The sequence below is a fragment of the Gardnerella sp. KA01001 genome, from assembly GCF_049244025.1.
Taxonomy (GTDB): Bacteria; Actinomycetota; Actinomycetes; order Actinomycetales; family Bifidobacteriaceae; genus Bifidobacterium; species Bifidobacterium swidsinskii.
Map to the genome: position 1 here is coordinate 1,573,745 of NZ_CP058366.1, position 19,145 is coordinate 1,592,889.

Below are 19,145 nucleotides of genomic sequence, written 5' to 3' on the forward strand. Positions count from 1 at the left end.
AACCTTGGAACTCTGAAACCTTAGCTTGGAGCATCATATTATTTCTTATTGAGAATAAGAAAGCTTACATCTCAAATAACACTTAAAAAATAGCATACAAAAAGATGGCTCTAACATATCGCTAGAGCCATCTGACAATCAACAATGTTAGTTACTTAAAACAAGCAGTGCCTACTTATTTTTATCTTCTTCCATCATTTTCTTCTTACGAAGAATTGCAAGTCCGGCAATCGAGAAACCAAGCGCTGCGAGCAATCCTGCAAACGACGCCGATTCGCCTGTCTTAGGAATCATGCCAATACGCTTTTCAGACTGCGGCTTAGGAGCCGGTGTCTCAGGCTGTGGCTTCAGTTCCGGCGTAGGCGGATTTGGAGTTGGATTCGGTGTAGGTGCTGGTGGATTCGGTGTCGGAGCTGGAGGATTTGGAGTTGGATCCGGTGTCGGCACAGAATCTTTTGTATAAATGGCATATACAGTCATATCGCCATTAACTACGCTTGCTCCCGTAAACGTCTCACCCTTACCATTTTCCTTCGTATTCCACTCCTTGAAAGTATAACCTGCCTTTGTTGGATCCTTCGGCATAGACTCATTAGTCAACGCATCAGTATCAATAGCCTTACCGGTTTCCACTTTCACCGTTGCATGCGTCTTATCGCCGTCCTTGAATGTAACCGTGCTTTGAGCAGGCTTCTTCACTTGGAAAGAATAAGAGATTTGTTTAGGCTTATTTTCTTCACCATTATTATCAAGCCCACTCGCGTCTTGTTCAGCTGCAAAGAAGAAATAATTGCGATTAGCACAGTTATTCTCTCTTGCAGTTGTTGCTTTCACAAAATTCTCTGTGGAAGAATTAGCAAAATCATAGAAACCAGACACCGTTCCACGAATTCTATATTTCTTACCTTCAATAACTGTCTTTTTCACAGATAGACCAGTTACTGAAATCATGATATTGCTAGTATCTACATTCTTAACTTCGTTAATAATGTCTTGCCATTTTTGAGTCGTTGCAGCATTATCTTTCTTCAATGTAACAATGAGTGTTTTACCATCATTTGTTTTTGTTACACTTGGAGAAAACCCCTTAATTCCGCTAATTGTAGCAGATGCATCCTTAGCTACTTCTACACCATCTGGAATATCTAACGTAAAAGCAAACTCTGCATCAACCTTACCGTAGCTATTGTGGAATTTCGCAACATCAGCGTCATTCATGCCACCAAGTCTTGTATAGTTTAGCGTCCAACCATTGAGATAACGCTTAAACCATGGGATACTAACTGAAAAATCAAGATTCAGTTTATCCCCAGGCTGTAGCTCACCAACCGCTTTGGAATCCGTTGCATCCTTGAGCTTTAGATCGCCGTATACTTTAAGGTTATCAACTGGCTTTTTAATTTCAGCTTGAGTTAATAAATCATTTTCCCCAAAACCAAATGGGTTGACACGCTTTTCAATAGGGTTTGTAGGATGTTGTCCTGGTTTCGTATCTCCTTCTGCCGTATCTTGCCCTGCGAGATAACCATATCTTTCTTCAAAGTTCATTCCAGGCAAGAACCAATACGTATTAGAGCTATTCACTATCCCCGCATTTGGAGTACTAGTCATGCCGTCTAAAGAGTTAAATGGAAAATCAGCAATCGCTGTTTTACTTGGAGAGGTTAAATACTTAGGAAATACCCCATAATAAGTTTTCCCTGTAAAACCATCGGTTATCTCTTTCTTTTCCACATCAACCCAATACGTATTCTTTAGCGCACTATCGGTCAAATATTCAGGTGCAGCAGCCGACAAATCCTTAATTAAATATGGAAGCGGTTCGCTATCATCCGCGGCAAACACTGGTGACACAAATGCTGCTGATGCAATCAATGTAGCTGATACTATCGTTACAGCCAAATTTTTTAGTAATTTCATACAAAGCCTCCTACGGTCTCTTGATTTCAAGTGACTTTAATGGGGAGGTAATGTTAACGATTGGATCACTAACTGGGTGATTGCCAAATTTGTATAATTGGCAAATTCCTGAACCAGTTATAGTTCCAAGTAATTCTTCTTTTCCTTCTACGGTATATGGGATATTTACGTTAATTTCATGCCCAGTTTGATTACGTTCACTTTCTACAAGCTTAAAGAATTCTTGATAATCATTCCAATTTCCTAATTGAATAGTGATAACAACTGAATTATCCTTTTCTACATATTCAGCCTCAATACCACTGATAGCAGATGAATTTTCCGTAGCTTTAATTCCCGTCTTATCAACGTGGAAGTTAGAAGGGAATTTTACCGTATACTGAGCAATAGGGAACTTTTCGCCTTCTCTGGACATGATTATATTTTCAAATTTCCAAGGTCCAAAACCTTGTCCTTTTATTTCTTTCTCATATACTTTGTAGGCTCCTTCAAAAAGGTCAGCAGCTTCCACGCTTGCGCTTATAGTACCTGCATAAGAGTCTTTTTGCCCTTCAATTGGAGTGACTGGAGATGCAGTTACAGTCTTACTCACATCAACGGTTCCTGTAATTTTCTTTAAGAAAAAGGATCCGCTTACATTTAATTGACTATCAACTTTATATACAAGTTGTCCTTCAGCCGCAAATGCCTGTGTAGTTCCAGCCATTACACCAAATGCTACTAATGTAGCCATCAATAAACCCATTGTCTTTTTTACTAATGTTTTCATATTTTCCTCCTTATTAATCCAATAATGTTCTTTTTATTGTTTTGAAAAATTGCATAAAAATAGGCAGAAACACATACCTATCCATCAGGTATATATTTCTGCCAATTAAAAAATTCTATGTGAAAAGAGACAGAACTACACTGTCTGTCTGTCTGTCTGTCTGTCTGTCAAGGATTTTGTCAGTCTTTTCATGGCTTGTCAACCTTTTATGCTAATTTTTCTTGTGCTAATTATACAAGAAAAAATCTATATTGACTAGCCTTTATATATTGTATATCCGTTATTTACTTGTCTATTTTCATTACGATCCCATCAAGGAAGGTAAACTCGACCTTTCCTATTGGGCAATTTAATGTAACTTTGATATTTGCAACTGCCATAAAATCCTCCTAAGTAAACTTATTTATACTTTTCTATCTATAGAACTAATTTCTTCCATTTCCTAATCTTAGTCCTAAATGTTCCAAATGGCGCTACTGTATTTACATGAATAAATTTATATACTTCCCAAGTAGCAGTTTTGGTTGCTTCATCTGCCCATTTTCTCATATGTGGTTTAAATAATTCTTCATCTGTTAATTCATCTATCATAAGATAAATTTTTTTTACATTTTCTGTTAGTTGTTCTTTTAGTTCATATAGAGATTTATGGGCATAGGTATCTGTAAACCATTGATATAATTCTCCAAGTTGATTCCACTTGAATTTATCTGATGGTGTTTTAACATCTATACCTTTTTTCTCATCTTCTTCCCATTTTAATACTAAAGTCGTCCAGCCTACTTGATAGGCAAGATTTTCTGCTGGTGTCCTATCAACTTCTTCTAGTCTTTTATCTTTTAGTTCTTCTGGTATATTGTCAAACTCTGAAATATATTTTTCAAAAGTTTTCTTTATCTCATTCTTTAATTCTTCCTTACTTTCATAAGACCTCATATGCCTACCTCCATGGTTTATATATAGATATTATCCTACCATTCTTTATATTGACCCTATTTTCTAATTGATACCTTGCAAGAAAAGAATAATAGTTGTTCCTATACCAAGTAGGAATGTAATAAATGCAGAAAGTCGTATGCTGTCATTCTTTTCTATTCAATCATTTTGAAGTGTCTCAAGGCATTCATAATGGCTTCTTCTTTTTCAGGTGTACACTGTGGAATAATTTGTTTCTCCTTTTTAGACTTGTTGTAATGTTCTCGTAATTCTATTCCACATTTCCTTTTTATCTGTGCAATATATAATGTCGAAACTTTTAATTCAAATTTATTCCAAACATATTCTTTGATTTGAGCATATGTTGCCTTACTCTCAGCACTTGTCAAATCAAACTCATCCAGCTCAATTTCAATATTTATATGCTTATCGACATCAAGTTTGGACAAAAGTGCTACCGTCTCGATGTGAGATTGTTAGGCTATTTTCAGAAATTGGTCTAACCCTTTAGTTTTTCCTGTATTACTACGGTTATCACTGCTTTGCTTTTTCAGTTATTTCAATTCTCGATTAGGTAATTTTCCAGTTCTCAAAGCGACAGTAACAAACTCAACCTCTTGCAAGCACTTCTCACAAAGTTCATAACCTTCATTGAAGTTCACTCTTGACCTAAATGTGCTAGCAATGAATTTGCATGGTGAGGTAATCCTTTCAACTACACCGCACCGTTCGCACTCAGCATACACATTCCCATCCTTAATCGGAATAAACATTCCATGGTCTTTCTCATTTCCCATGACGCTAACATCTTCGAAATCATCAAATTTTACATAGAGCATATATAGTCCTCCTTTATTTTGGTATATCTATATACGCTCTAATTCCAACTTATATCAAGTTTTATTGCTTCTTTTTTGATCTATATGTCTGCTACTTCGCAATAGCTTTCCCATTAAGACAGTGCACCATGTAATGCGCAAATCCATCGTTTTTACAGTTTACCTTCTTCTTATCTGAAACCTCGGTGACACCATTCTCACAATCTACTTCAATGCTTGCATCCTTGGTGATTGTTCCTTCTAAAATACTCATGCCATTTAACGTATCAAGTGTACAAACATGAGTTACTTCTACGTTTGTTGCTGAAGCCGACCCATTACAACATTTAAGAAAAACATCATCAGCTTTCAAATTAACAACTTTCACACTACCATTGTTCACTTCTACATAAAGCTTACCAATCTCAATATCTGCGATGAGCACTCGATTAGAATCAGATTCAACCTCACAAACTTCCACATCATGTGGCAAACTCACAACAATTTCAGGCATACCCTGAGTAAGCCACCTCACCCAATTCAAAGCTGAGACTTTTTTAGTTTGAATAAGCCTTATAATATTTTGCGCTTCCTCAACCCTCAATATATCTTGTTCACAGTTAACAAAGCTCACACCAAAGGTATCAGCACGTTTCACCGTTAAACGAACATCTTTCGTCTCTGCGATAAACTTCTTATTATCCATTCCTTAAGCACCTCCTCGTGCACATACTAATAATCAGGTTTCATTTTACCTTTCGAGCTATATTTTACCACTTCACAGGGTGGGTGCAAAGTGGGTGCACCTTTTAACGTTAACATCCTGTGCACTCGACCCCAGAGCGTTGATATCTTCCCTCATACAGCAAAATCACTCTCCAAGACCGCGAGAACCCAGCCTAAAGCCGCCGCACGCTAAACCTTTTAACGATAACCCTCGCTAATCCCTGCTATACAAGGGCAAAAATGTACCCACCTAATCAGCCCTTGACATCAATACAACGCTCTCCACGTGCCTGGAGTCAACACTATGGATAAAAAGTTCATTTTTTCGTTTTCGCGAACATATCATTGACTTTTTTTAATGTTTTCCTCGTATTGGTAAACATATCATAGGTTTTTTATACTAGTACGTATTTGGAAACATATCTAGTTTTATATTTTTGATATATAATGCACATTATATAATGTAGAATTTACTCATTTACAATATCCTTTTATTTTATCTGCATATTTGCTTAAAAGCTCTTTTGAATATACTTTACTTTGGTTAGATTCTCTCACTTCGTTCCAAAGAATTGCAGCAACTTTCATCTTATTAGAAAATTTATCACTACGTTCATCTAAGTTAAAATCTTTTACAAACTGGTTCCATTGGTTAGTAGTATTATCATATTTTGCGTAATCAGAGTCTCCATTATATACATCAAGCATATTTTTAATTGTAAAATTTTTGTCGTTCTTTCTTTTTACTTTTCGCCAAGCTTCTGCCATATTCGCATTAAATTTAAATGGCTTAATTCCAGTTTGCTCTGAAAAATAGTCTCTAAATTTTTGATTGAATGAAAATCCACATTCTAGTAATGGAGTATTTAATGTTATATTATCAGTTATCTTTTTATTTTTATTCCTTGAAGATTTTTTTATTTTATTTCCCTTAAAATATTCTTCTATAATATAATTCAGTTCCTTTTTTGTTCCTCCATATTCTAATCCAAGAGACTTACAAACTTTTGATAACTCCTCTCGATACCAATAATATTTGTTGAATTCTTCAAATGATTTTATATCTTTAAATTCAGGTCTACTTTCTAACATACACTTTCCCTCAATTCTCTTTTTTTCTATTCGTTTGTCATCAATACTAGAGCCTCCGCCGCAGCTTTCACATTAAACGAGTAAACACTAGGTATGTCTTATCGACATGTTCGTATGCAGAAACATATCCATGAACCTTTTAACAATTATCTCTGCCTATCGTTAAAAGGTTTCAAGCAAATAAACTTAGAGTTCTCACACTCCTAGATATTTAATATATATTTGACACGGATTCCACTCATCCCATAAAGTTGGAAAACATTCCAATTCTTTATATCCCATCGCGATATAAAAATGATTTGTAATATCATATTCTTTGTAGTGTCCCATCTGAACAGTTTTTACCTGTGAGTATGTGTAACCCATCTTCCTTGCCATAGCTTCGTATGCTTTGTTAAGTACCGAGCCAACTCCCATTCTATGGAATTTCTTTTTTATACCCATCACAAAAATCTCTGCACAATCCTTGCTGGTTGCGTTTAACACAATAAACCCAACAAGTTTATCATTAATATAACAAGCAAGAAAAGGCTTTTCCTGTGAATCTTGAATATATTCTTCTGTACTTTCTGGCATTCCAAACCATTCTTGAAGATCATACAATACTTCTCTCGATACAGATTCCTTTTCTAGTTTATTCTCAATTTCTTTTACTTTTATATTCAATCCAGTCCTCCACAAACTCTAATTTATTCTTGTCATCAATACTAGAGCCTCCGCCGTCGAATCTTTCCAATCGAAGCTTCCTATTCGGTCGCTTCTCTTGGAGATTCTTGACATGAGACCTACCTCTGCTTCGCATCGATTAGCTTTGCTAATCGCGCGATAGCAGGGTTAGAGCTTCAACGTTGATTGACATTCCCCACTTCACCAGCTGGGTGCAAAGTGGGTGCACTTTTTAACGTTAACATCCTGTGCACTCGACCCTAAAGCGTCGACATGTTCCCTCATACAGCAAAATCACGCTCAAAAACCGCGAGAACCCAGCTTAAAGCCGCTTCGCATTAAACCTTTTAACGATAGCCCTCGCTAACCCCTGCTACACAAGGGCAAACTTGCACCCACCTAATCAGCCTTTGACATCAATACAACACTCTCGACGTGGTGAGTGTTGGGATATATATCGAACACACGCAAAGACTGAACGCTGTAGCCAAGCTCACTAAACGTTCCAACATCGCGAGCAAGACTAGTCGGATCGCAAGCAACATACACAACGCTTCTTGCTCCAGACTTCGCAATCTGCTTACAAACTTGAGCTTTAGCACCAGCGCGCGGAGGATCTAACACAACAACATCAGGATGCGCAAATCGGCGAACAATCTTAGACGACTTACTCGCCTTAAACACCTGCGATTCAAGCGTTTGCGCAACATCGCCTTCAAGCGCTTCAACAACATCCCTGCTAAGACCAGCACGCCCAATGTTTCGCCTTGCATTCTTTACAGCAATCGGCGCACCCTCAATGCTAAGCACGCGAGCTGGTTCAGCAGCACCAAAAGCGCCTACAGCATCATAAGCACCATAAGAATCTCCGCCAACATTAGCCAAAGTTGCAAGCGGAATCGTAAACAAACCAGATCCAGAATACAAATCCCACAAAACCGTATTCTTACTACGCCCACCAAGCGCAGAACGAACTAATCCCAAAACGTAGTTCACCAAATGCTCTGGAGCTGCGCGATGAATCTGCCAAAAACCGCGCGCGTCAACATCGTAATCAAAAGTACGCATACGCGACGAATCACCATCAACCGCAACTCGCACGCGCTCTCGCAGCAAAGCCGAGCCTGCAACCAACTCATCATTTACTATAAGCGCATAATTTTCGCCAATCGCATCAAGAAGCGCAGCCTTGTCATTAAAATCCAAACCCTCAACCCGAGGCTCTGGAACAGCAAGACGAATTTGCGAATTTGGCTCAAATTCTCGATTCCACAAATCCAAAGAATCCGCAACAGCCAAAACCGCGCGCGACGCAAGCGGCATAGTATCAATCGCAATGCGATCATGCGACTCACGCTTTCGCATAGACAATCGCCCTTCATCATCCGCAACCAACTCCATGCGCGTACGCCAATTAAATCCGTTAAGCTCCTCATCACCTGGCATTCGCTCAACGCTAACATCGTTATCCGCAACATCCATATGTGCTAAACGCTGGAATTGATTGGCAATCACGGACGCCTTCCAACGAATCTGTCCAGGCAAAGAAACGTGAATTAAATCTGCGCCTCCAACTCCGCCGCCTTGAGCCAAAGGACCAGCGAGCTTCCATTGCGGCTCCACACGATCCGCGCTAGGCTCCAAAACTTCCACAACTTCACCAGTGAAAAAGTGCGCTTTTGCACGCATCGGCTCATCCATACGCACAATAACCAGCTCACCAGGCAGCGCAAATCGCACGAATACAACGCGTCCGTCAAGATGACCTACACATCTTCCTTGATCCGCATATCGCTCGATTCGCATCGTCACTTGCATAAACTACCCCCTAGTTTTGCGTTTTGTTAGGCTGATTTTAGTTAAGCTGATTTTCTTCGCTCTGCTTCTCTTCATGATTTTTATGATGAAGACGCATAAACGGCGTTGCAATAATCAAATAAGAAACCCAAATTGCGAGCGCCCAAAACGGCAATCCCATAATCAAACGCACTGTGCCAAGCCACACAACGTGATTCGTCAAATATAATGGCACTTGCAAAACGAGCCTCAGCACAAAAACAGCAATCCACAATCCTGTCACATACATATACGCTCGCTTAAGCGGCTTATAATCGAGCCATTCGTGAAGCCACGAGCCAAAGTTTTCCGTAGGCATTTTGCGAATTGACTCAATCACAAGCCCTAAAGCAGGCACGCGCACAATCAGCGAAATAGCAAGAAGCACACCATAAACAGCGTTCGTAATAAAGCCCATCATATAGTAGTCGCGCGCTTGGTGACTCGTCCACACCCAAACAAGGCAGATTCCAATGGAAACAAGCCCACTAATTGCTCCCATAAGCGATTGCCTTTGAATAAGACGAATCACAACTTGCAAAACAGCAATCACAGCTGCAACAATAACCGTTGTTTGCACATTTCGTGTTACAACGAAGCAAATAACAAACAGCAAGCCTGGAAGCATGGATTCGATTACGCCTCGAACGCCACCCATTGAATCAATTACAGAAAATGTAGATCCTTCGGCTCCAATTGAAGCCAATGTCGCTAGTCCTGAGCGTTTTTTGGTTTGCGCAGAATCGTTGGTTTGCGCAGAATCGTTGAGTTTTACTGCATTTGAAAACTCTTGCGAAGAAAACTCTTCTTCGGATTTCTGTAAAGATTCTTGTGAATCCATTCAATTAACTTTCTACTATTTGCATTATCTAATTTCAGCAAACATTGGACCGCGTGTAAGCGTAGTTTTTACTTCTACTTGTTGGTCGTAACCTAATGGTTTATCGTCTTTTTTTAGTGCATTATTAGCATCTTCATCAGACGTATTATTTTCCCCATCTTTACCGCTATTTTCTGCATTTAAAGCAGCTTCTTTTTCTTCTCTAGTTACTGGATCATGCATAGGAATAAAATCGCGAGGCGCAAGCGGCTCTTCACCACGATTTACAACAATCCCCTTAAACCATTCGTCTAATTGTTTTGTTTCGTTATTATTATCTGCAAGCTCTGTTGCTGCAGGTCCAGAGAATACTCCGCGAAGCATCCACCTAGGACCATCAACGCCAACAATACGCGTTGTAATGGTTTTTTCTCCAACTTTTACAGGTAACAGTAGCTCAGTACCAAATTCGCCTTGTACTGTACACGCTTGACTATTACCATCAAGCAAATCTTTGCACACTTCTAGCCAAATACCAGATGTTTTAGGCGCAGCAAAAGCTTCAACTTCTACGCTTGAAGAACCATAAGTTACTGTCATACCAAGAACTTGCGATGTTTCATGCTGCTTTTTTACTCGCAACTCAATGCCTTGAAAATATGGGATATAGATTGAACCAAAATCTAGATAATCGCTAAAATCAGGAGCATCTTCATCATTGAAATCCCATGGACCAGTTTTTACCTCTACGATTTTGTCTTCAACTTTTGAAGATTTTTCTTCTTCATGTCGGCCAAATAACCAACCCATTATTCCTCATTTCTTAAAACAACAAATCTACAAAAATATATTTATTACTTATTATTGTAAATTGCCTAACTTTACCAGAATAGCACAAGCAAAGCACTGAAAAATTTGCGTATATAGTACATTCATATACACGTGCGATTACTTAGTTATTTCACATTATGTAAATTAATACTCACGCATCACACGTCATACTTTATACTTAACGGCGCATGATCAGACCATCGCGCATCATAGCTTTCAGCACGATCGATCACAAATCCGCGAGCGCTTTCCGCAATTTCAGGAGTTGCGAACTGGTAGTCTAATCTCCAGCCAACGTTATTGTCGAAAGCTTTACCGCGCTGACTCCACCAAGTGTATGGTCCTTGAATATCTCCTGCAAGCATGCGCATAACGTCCACAAATTCATATTCGTTAATCCAGCGATCAATATAAGCGCGTTCCTCTGGCAAGAATCCTGCACTTTTTTCATTAGCCTTAGCGTTTTTAATATCAAGTGAAGTATGCGCAATATTAAAGTCACCGCACAAAATCGCTTGATTTCCGCCACTTGCTGCAATATTTCGAAGCTCCCCCAAGCGTATAAGCATTGTGTCTAAAAAGCGGAATTTTTGCTGCATTTTTTGCGGATCGTCCACATTTCCAGCATGAACATACACAGAAGCAATAGTAATTTCATACCCTTCAGGGGTACGCACGTCAGTTTCAACCCATCGCCCAGAATCAACATCCTCGTTTAAGCCAGGCAAACCGTAGCGTTTTTCAACTACAGGAAGAGACGTAACTAGAGCTACTCCAGCTCGACCTTTTACACGGCAAACTTCATTTGTATAAGTAAAATTATCGTTTTTTATAGAATTTACGATATTTTCAGACGTACGATATCCCATTTCAATTTTTGTCATAATTGGGTCGATTGCATCCTGCGGAGCGCGCACTTCTTGCATACACCACACGTCTGGAGTATGCGCGTCAGACCAGTTAAGCATACCTTTGCGCTCAGCTGCACGAATACCATTTAAGTTTGAAGTAGTAATTGTAATCATAAATCTAACTCTAATATGCGCATTACACAAATATGCGCGCTGCACAAAGCAAAAATTAAGGTGCAGAAATTTATAAACCCAGTTATTAACCAAGTTTATAAACCCTGCACCTTTATTTTTATTTTATTAGATTAGATTAAATATTTAGATTAAATTAATCCAAGCCAAGTTCCAAGTTTCCACCAGGAATTGCATCGAGCAAATCGCGAGTGTATTCCATCTGTGGATGATCGAATACCTCATCTGTAGTTGCATGCTCAACAAGCTTTCCATGCTGCATAACAACAACTTCGTCTGCAATCTGACGAACGACAGCCAAATCGTGTGTGATGAACAAATAGCTCAAACCACGCTCCGCCTGCAAATCGTTAAGCAAGTGCAAAACCTGATCTTGCACAAGCACATCCAAAGCAGATACAGCTTCATCGCAAACTATAACATCTGGGTCCAAAGCCATAGCACGAGCAATCGCAATTCGTTGACGCTGTCCTCCAGAAAGTTCGTTCGGGAATCGAGTCATAACTGAAGCAGGCATACGAACCATGTCTAGAAGCTCTACCACACGGTTTTTACGACTCTTTTTATCACCAATCTTATGAATACGCAAAGGTTCTTCAATTGAACGATAAATTGAGTACATAGGATCCAAAGAACCATACGGATTCTGGAAAACTGGCTGCACATGGCGACGGAAGTCAAGCAAATCCGCACCCTTTAAATCGGAAATATTCTTACCTTCGTAAGTAACAGTTCCACTTGTTGGCTTAAGAAGTCGCAAAACCATATTCGCAACAGTAGATTTACCTGAACCAGATTCACCAACGATAGCTAACGTCGTACCACGCTTAATAGAGAATGAAACGTCGTCAACAGCCTTAAAAAGCTCTTTCTTGCGAGGAAGCTTAAACTCACGAGTTAAGTGATCCACAGTAATAATATGCTCACTTTTTTCGAGAGTTTGCTCACCTACTACATGATGCTCAAGCAAGTTATCAGCGTTACCACCGTGTTCTTTAACAGAAATAATGCGCTGAGAAGCTAAGCTTGGAGCGGCAGCAACAAGTCTCTTTGTATACGGATGCTGAGGATGCTGCAAAACTTCCAACGATGGGCCAGACTCAACAACACGACCCTTATACATAACAACAACATGCTGCGCGCGAGAGGCAGCCAAACCTAAATCGTGTGTAATGAAGAGAACAGAAGTTCCGAGCGAATCAGTTAGTGTATGCAAATGGTCAAGAATACGCTTTTGCACAGTAACATCCAAAGCGGAAGTTGGCTCATCTGCAATAAGCAAGTCCGGTCGGCAAGCCAAACCAATAGCAATCAAAGCGCGCTGACGCATACCACCGGAAAACTCATGTGGGAACTGACGTGCACGAGTTGCAGCATCTGGCAAACCAGCTTCATCGAGCAAACCAGCAATACGATCTTCAACGCTTGCACCTACAACATACTTTTTGGCAATTTCCCAAGCTTTGTCGTCATTTACACCATATTTGATTAAATCGTCTGCTACGCGCCAACGAGTTTCAGAGCCTGGAACCCACTCTTTCTTGTAGTAATCAATAGCTTCATTGAACTTTTCAGCATCGTTATGCTCATCAAGCCCAACTTCTTTCAAAGCTTTCTTAGCAACTTCAATCAATTCTGGCAATTCTTTAGAGCCAAGGAATGTTTCATCCTCATTGCTTTTGACTTGAACAGAATCGCCTGCAAGAGCCTCAGCTAATGAAGAACGCTTCTCGTGATCAACGTCAACACCATTTGCGATTAATGCTTCTTTAACTTGTTCGCCAATACGCCACACAGGGTTCAAGTTGCTCATAGGATCCTGCGGAACTAGACCCATTGCAGTACCACGCAAAGCAGCAATCTCTTTTGGCTTCAAACTGCTAATTTCTTTACCCTTGAGCTTAATAGATCCACCTGTAACATGACCAGTTCCAGGAAGAAGACCAAGAACAGCCATTGCAGAAGTGGACTTTCCTGAACCAGATTCACCTACAATTGCAACCCACTGACCAGGATAAACACAGAAGCTAGCATCTCTAACAGCATGAACAGCTTTTTTTGAGTCTGTTGTGAAATCAACCTGGAGATTTTTTACTTCCAACAATGGCCCTTGCTCTAGCTGCATGGCGCGAATGTCTATATCTTTACGTGTTGTATTCATAAGTTTTATTCCTCCACGCTAAATTCACGCCTTACGGCTCTTCGGATCTAATGCATCCTTTACAGCATCACCCATCATAATAAAGGCGAGCACAGTAATTGCGAGTGCAATAGACGGATAGAACAAGACTTCTGGGTTCGTAGTAAGAACATTTCTAGCGGTAGAAATATCTCCACCCCAGCTGACAGTAGTACTTGGTAAACCAATTCCAAGGAAGCTTAATGTTGCTTCCAACACAATATAAGTTCCAAGCGAAGTTGTTCCAACAACAATGATTGGAGCCAAAGAGTTCGGGATAATGTGTTTGAAAAGATTACGTATTGGAGTAGATCCTAAAGCAGTAGATGCGGTATTGAATTCAAGATTTTTTGATTCCATAACAGCGCTTCGTGCAATACGAGCAACGCTAACCCATCCAAAAAGCACCATAACAAGCACAATTTTCCAAATTGATTTAGATGTACGGAACATTTGTAAAACTACGATTGCACCAAGAAGCATTGGTAAAGCCAAGAAGATATCAGTTATTCGGCTGAGAATAGTATCAACCCAGCCTCCGAAGAATCCTGCTAACGCACCAATTAAAGAACCAACAAGTACAACCAAAATAGTTGCAAGCAAACCAACACTTAGCGATGTACGAGTACCATAAACAACTCGAGCATAAATATCGCAACCTTGCATATCAAAACCAAATGGATGCGCGGCTGAAGCTGGCTCAAGAGAGTGTTCCAAAACGCAATAATTAGGATTGTGCTTTGTAAGAATGCTTGGGAAGAATGCAACAAAAATAATTGCAATAATCAAAATTGCAGAAACAATAAACAATGGATTCCTGCGCAAAGTTCTCCAAGTATCTGCCCACATACTCGTTGCAGCAGCGGATTCGTCTACGGAATCCACTTCTTGAATAGGCGTATCGTCTAATGGTGCAACGTAGCGTTCTTGCCCCGGTAATATATTGCAATTTGAAGCATTATTTGCAATCAAATCATTTTTCATCAAATTATCTTCCATAGTGTACTCCCCTCACGCGTAACGAATGCGCGGATCAAGAGCCGCGTACAACATATCAACAAGAAAATTGCTAAATACAAATATCAATGTCAAAAGCGTGACAATGGAAACAACAAGGTTTCCTTCTCCTTTTAGAATCCCTTGATATGTGAGGAATCCAACGCCATGAATGTTGAAGATTGTTTCCGAAATCATTGCACCGCCCATAAGAGCACCCAAATCCTGGCCTAAGAAGGTGACGACAGGTATAAGCGAGTTGCGCAAAACGTGGCGAACAATAACAGAGCCTTCTTTTAAGCCCTTTGCACGAGCTGTACGCACATAATCAAGCGAAATATTTGAAGAGATTTCAGATCTTGTAAGTCGAATGATATACGCCATAGACACAGAACCAAGAACCATTGCAGGAAGAAGCAAATCGAAGAATCCAGGATCGTTACTAGCTGTAACTGGTAATATACGCCATTTAACACCAAATAAGTATTGTCCTACGAAACCTGTCACAAATGTTGGAACAGAAATAAGAAGAAGTGATACAACCAGGATCACACTGTCATACCACTTGCCTTTCTTCAAACCTGAAATTATGCCAAATATGACACCAAATATTGCTTCGAAAGCGAATGCCATAATTGCTAGTTGAACAGTAACTGGGAATGCACGACCAATTTCATCGATAACTGGTTGACCTGCAAAAGTATGACCAAAATCGAGGGTAAGAGCATTCTTTAAGAAAAGTAAATATTGAATAATAAATGGTTTATCTAAGTTATACTCGGCTCGTATTTGTGCAGCCACTGCAGGATTAACAGGTTTTTCTCCAAACATTGCTTTTACTGGGTCTCCAGGCAAAGCAAATACTAAAGCATAAACTAATAATGTTGTGCCGAGAACAACAGGAATCATCTGCAAAATACGACGCAGAATGTACTTACCCATCGAATTCTCCTTGAATTGTTAAAACTTACTCAAAAAACAACAAAGTGCCGCTCCAGCTCAATAGTTTTATTTAACTAGTTTAGCTGGAGCAGCAATTTCGCAATAAGCGATATTAAATTATTAAGAGGAACCAACTAGTGTTACCTACTAACTTTCTAAAAAGTATGTAACACTATGCTGTTTTCTTAATTAGCTACCAGCTTATTTGTGAAGCTGATAGTACAGCGGCATATTCTGCCAATCCATTGTGAAGCCCTTCAAAGTTGGAACCATCACAGCCTTAGCGTTCGAGTAGAACAATGGGACAGATGGAAGATCCTCAAGAAGGATTTCGTTTGCTTGCTGATAGAGCTTAATAGCCTCTTCTGGCTTAGCAGATGCAGCTTTCTTAAGTAAATCGTCGAACTTTGGATTCTTATAATCACCTTCGTTGGAACCATTGCCATCAGCTGCAACGGAAGCAAATTCCTGAGTCAAGTAATTTTCTGCACTTGGATAATCTGGCATCCAACCTGCACGCCATGCACCCTTAATCTGACGCTTAGCGCAAGCATTACGGAATTCCTGGAATGTAGGAATTGGAGTGGTCTCAGCCTTGATTCCAAGATTATTCTTGAGGGAATTCACAACAGCATCAAACACAGACTTTGCATTTCCATCGGCATTGTAGGAGAAAGTAAGAGATCCATCATACTTAGAAATCTTATCTGCCTTAGCCCAAAGTTCCTTAGCTTTCTTTGCATTAAATTCTACGTTCTCATGACCCTTAAGATCAGCCTTATAGCCTGGAGTCAATGGAGAAGTAAATTCGTTCGCAGGAGAAGCAGTGCCATTGAGAATCTTGTTGATAATCACCTTACGGTCTATAGCCATAGAAATAGCTTGACGACGAAGCTTACCTTCTTCAGTCTTTACATCGAAGTGCGGGAGGCTTGAAGGAATAGTGAACTGTTGGATTACAGAACCTGGACGGTTGTAAGCCTTAACAGTTGTATCTTTCTGGAAAGTCTTAGTTTGGGTATCTGGAATATTATCAGTCATATCGAGGTTTCCAGCCTGCACATCGCGGTATGCAGCGTTACCATCTGTATAAACCTTGAAAGTTACGCCATCATTCTGAGCCTTACGTGGACCATCGTAATCTGGGTTCTTCACAACTTCAATCTGCTTGTTGTGATCCCAAGATTTGAACAAGTATGGACCAGAAGAAACAGGCTTTTCGCCATAAGCCTTTGGATCCTTGTAGAAGGATTCCGGAAGTGGAGCAAATGCCAAGTAGCCAACCTTAATTGGGAATACAGAATCTGGCTGTTCCAAATCAACGGTAAAAGTATTTTCATCAACAACCTTCAAACCAGAAAGCTGTTCGTCACCCTTAGTACCATCCTTCTGCAAATCAGCATAACCCTTAATGGTTTGGAAGAAGGAAGCACACTTCTGAGCATTCTTAGCGTTAGCGACGAAGCTCCAAGCTTTCACAAAGCTTTCGGCTGTAATAGGAGTGCCATCGCTGAACTTCTTTCCTTTCTTAACCTTCACGGTGTACTGGGTAGCATCAGCATTTGGAGTGATGCTTTCAGCATCCTCATTCACAGGATTACCTTTTTCATCGAAAGTTACCAACGTGGAATTAACCAACATGGCAGGACGAGCGCCAGCATTTTCGTTAATATTTCCAGGGACTAATTCGTTTTGTGGCTCAGAGTTTGAAACGGTAATAATAACCTTGCCACCGTTTGTTTGTGCATTCTTAGCGGAAGAGCCACAGCCACCAAGTAACATTGCCAGCGAGCAGGCAGCAGCAGCGAAAGCCAAAGCCTTATTCTTCATATATTTTTCTCCTAACGTCTGGTAGGCAGGATTGTCATATCACAAAAAAGCCAAACATCAGCTAAAACATAAAAATCCATCCGGTTTTTATTGCCAGATGGATTCTCGCAAGCCAATGACGAGGCCTCTTCGTTGATTAAAATTCAATGATACGTATTTTTACAAACAATGCAATAGTAAAAGAAAATTGAAAAAAATATTGTATATTAGTAATAATTAATTATTTAAGTCTAGATTTAATTATAAATACCGAAAATTTTATTATTTATATAGTAAAATTTATTGTTTTTTATAGATATATGTATATTACAAAAATGTAAATTAACATATTTATTATGTAAAAAACATGTTAAATATGAATAATTGAATGCTTAAAACATTTACTATCATGCACGCGGAAAAGCTTGAGAATACTTACGTTTTAAAGATTCAATAGAAACATGAGTGTAACGCTGAGTAGTATTAAGCGATGAATGACCCAATAATTCCTGCACTTCGCGTAAATCTGCCCCTCCATTCAACATATGCGTAGCAGCACTATGCCGCAAAGCATGAGGAGAAATATCCGGAACATGCGCACTTTTAGCCTCGTCATGCACAATCTGCCTTACCAAACGCTGATCAATACGCTTTCCGCGAGTACCAAGAAATACTGCCTCTTCAACAGAATTTCGCAATAAAATTTCTCGTCCATCTTTAGAAATCCAAGCAGATAAAGCTTTATAAGCAGGAACCCCAAAAGGCACAACACGCTGCTTATTTCCCTTACCAGTAACTTTTATAGTGTGCGAGGAAAAATTAATATCCTGAATATTTAAACTAGTAAGCTCACCAACACGAATACCAGTCGCATATAAAAGCTCCAGAATTGCAGCATTGCGAAGTCCTACAGCTTTCTGATTTTTGGTACACGAAGGTGAAACATTAGCTTTAGAATCAACATTATTCATTAATGATTCTGCTTGATATTCATCCAAAACAGATGGCAGCATATTTTTAATTTTTGGCGTCATTAAAATTTCTGCAGGATTACTGCTTATGTATTCAACATGCTGACACCACGCAAAAAAACCACGCACCGCGACTACTTTGCGAGCCAAACTTGAACGCGCATGACTTCGCAACTCATCAGCCATCCACGAACGCAAATCATCCGTAGTAAGCTCCGAAATATTATTAAATCCGTGCCGATTACACCATGCTAAACATTGCAAAATATCACTGGCATAAGCTTTCTGCGTGCGTTCACCCAAGCCTTTATTAGCACGAACATAATCAATATAATCATCTATTAAACTCATATATTTAGAAGGTAAGCCTAAGAAATTTTCAGAAACAAATTTATTGTTGCTCATGCTTAACTCACCCTTCCATAAAAGTTTAAAACAAAACGTTTGCCATATACTTCAGTCACATGCATAATACAACAAGGAGCATGTTATGAACACACAAACACGGAATTTAACTACACTACCGAAGCAAATACCTGCAGGCTCGCGCATAGTAGTAAGAACTTACAAAATTATAGAAGACAATAACGATGGAACACAAAAAATCGAGTATCATGATGCGATTGGGCACGTACTCGAGTGGGACGGGGTAATGCTTCATTTACTTCGAGATCCTGCAGCAAACGGCACTAGAGCTGCCGAAGAAATGTTCATTGATGCCAACACTATTTACCGATTAAAGCCAATCCCAGAACGCAAATTCCAAAAGCCGCTTAGTCTGTAGAATTGTC

Annotated in this window: 18 protein-coding genes; 1 reads left to right on the forward strand and 17 read right to left on the reverse strand. The window is 39.6% G+C overall.

Features of this window, described 5'->3' with window-relative positions; genetic code table 11:
* Nucleotides 1-171 precede the first annotated feature (171 nt).
* From HXT59_RS06465 to HXT59_RS06545, 17 genes are all read right to left on the reverse strand, one after another.
* On the reverse strand, nt 172-1,920 hold the full coding sequence (locus tag HXT59_RS06465) for an InlB B-repeat-containing protein (protein ID WP_421784312.1): 1,749 nt from the start codon (nt 1,918-1,920) through the stop codon (nt 172-174).
* A gap of 10 nt (nt 1,921-1,930) precedes the next feature.
* Nucleotides 1,931-2,689, reverse strand: a complete 759-nt coding sequence (locus HXT59_RS06470) for a hypothetical protein (protein WP_064340703.1) — start codon at nt 2,687-2,689, stop codon at nt 1,931-1,933.
* A gap of 417 nt (nt 2,690-3,106) precedes the next feature.
* On the reverse strand, nt 3,107-3,625 hold the full coding sequence (locus HXT59_RS06475; RefSeq protein WP_010248268.1) for a ClbS/DfsB family four-helix bundle protein: 519 nt from the start codon (nt 3,623-3,625) through the stop codon (nt 3,107-3,109).
* 155 nt (nt 3,626-3,780) lie between these two features.
* Nucleotides 3,781-4,074, reverse strand: a complete 294-nt coding sequence (locus tag HXT59_RS06480; protein ID WP_219620829.1) for a hypothetical protein — start codon at nt 4,072-4,074, stop codon at nt 3,781-3,783.
* A 105-nt stretch (nt 4,075-4,179) separates the two neighbouring features.
* Nucleotides 4,180-4,464, reverse strand: a complete 285-nt coding sequence (locus HXT59_RS06485) for a hypothetical protein (protein ID WP_421784313.1) — start codon at nt 4,462-4,464, stop codon at nt 4,180-4,182.
* A 91-nt stretch (nt 4,465-4,555) separates the two neighbouring features.
* On the reverse strand, nt 4,556-5,149 hold the full coding sequence (locus HXT59_RS06490) for a DUF4097 family beta strand repeat-containing protein (RefSeq protein WP_421784314.1): 594 nt from the start codon (nt 5,147-5,149) through the stop codon (nt 4,556-4,558).
* A 494-nt stretch (nt 5,150-5,643) separates the two neighbouring features.
* Nucleotides 5,644-6,261, reverse strand: coding sequence for an SAP domain-containing protein (locus HXT59_RS06495; RefSeq protein WP_421784315.1), 618 nt, complete (start codon nt 6,259-6,261; stop codon nt 5,644-5,646).
* 195 nt (nt 6,262-6,456) lie between these two features.
* Nucleotides 6,457-6,927, reverse strand: a complete 471-nt coding sequence (locus HXT59_RS06500) for a GNAT family N-acetyltransferase (protein ID WP_004111719.1) — start codon at nt 6,925-6,927, stop codon at nt 6,457-6,459.
* Between the two features lie 399 nt (nt 6,928-7,326).
* Nucleotides 7,327-8,745 carry a class I SAM-dependent RNA methyltransferase gene (locus HXT59_RS06505; RefSeq protein ID WP_421784316.1) on the reverse strand — a complete coding sequence of 473 codons (1,419 nt, stop codon included), beginning with the start codon at nt 8,743-8,745 and terminating at the stop codon, nt 7,327-7,329.
* A gap of 37 nt (nt 8,746-8,782) precedes the next feature.
* Entirely contained in the window at nt 8,783-9,604 is an 822-nt protein-coding gene (locus tag HXT59_RS06510) for a DUF3159 domain-containing protein (protein ID WP_421784317.1), read from the reverse strand.
* 24 nt (nt 9,605-9,628) lie between these two features.
* Nucleotides 9,629-10,393 carry a DUF3710 domain-containing protein gene (locus tag HXT59_RS06515; protein WP_102703420.1) on the reverse strand — a complete coding sequence of 255 codons (765 nt, stop codon included), beginning with the start codon at nt 10,391-10,393 and terminating at the stop codon, nt 9,629-9,631.
* Nucleotides 10,394-10,572: 179 nt separating this feature from the next.
* Nucleotides 10,573-11,439 (reverse strand): exodeoxyribonuclease III, encoded by an 867-nt coding sequence (locus HXT59_RS06520; RefSeq protein ID WP_012913973.1) that lies wholly within the window; start codon nt 11,437-11,439, stop codon nt 10,573-10,575.
* A gap of 154 nt (nt 11,440-11,593) precedes the next feature.
* Nucleotides 11,594-13,618, reverse strand: coding sequence for a dipeptide ABC transporter ATP-binding protein (locus HXT59_RS06525; protein ID WP_102155343.1), 2,025 nt, complete (start codon nt 13,616-13,618; stop codon nt 11,594-11,596).
* Between the two features lie 24 nt (nt 13,619-13,642).
* On the reverse strand, nt 13,643-14,635 hold the full coding sequence (locus HXT59_RS06530) for an ABC transporter permease (RefSeq protein WP_004110381.1): 993 nt from the start codon (nt 14,633-14,635) through the stop codon (nt 13,643-13,645).
* A gap of 12 nt (nt 14,636-14,647) precedes the next feature.
* Nucleotides 14,648-15,574 carry an ABC transporter permease gene (locus tag HXT59_RS06535; protein WP_004105077.1) on the reverse strand — a complete coding sequence of 309 codons (927 nt, stop codon included), beginning with the start codon at nt 15,572-15,574 and terminating at the stop codon, nt 14,648-14,650.
* Between the two features lie 201 nt (nt 15,575-15,775).
* Nucleotides 15,776-17,404, reverse strand: a complete 1,629-nt coding sequence (locus HXT59_RS06540) for a peptide ABC transporter substrate-binding protein (RefSeq protein ID WP_004110383.1) — start codon at nt 17,402-17,404, stop codon at nt 15,776-15,778.
* Nucleotides 17,405-17,790: 386 nt separating this feature from the next.
* On the reverse strand, nt 17,791-18,759 hold the full coding sequence (locus HXT59_RS06545) for a tyrosine recombinase XerC (protein WP_102155345.1): 969 nt from the start codon (nt 18,757-18,759) through the stop codon (nt 17,791-17,793).
* A gap of 85 nt (nt 18,760-18,844) precedes the next feature.
* Between HXT59_RS06545 and HXT59_RS06550 the strand changes: the two genes are divergently transcribed.
* A complete protein-coding gene (locus HXT59_RS06550; protein WP_102155346.1) occupies nt 18,845-19,138 on the forward strand; it encodes a DUF6725 family protein in 294 nt (97 codons plus the stop codon).
* Nucleotides 19,139-19,145: the final 7 nt, after the last annotated feature.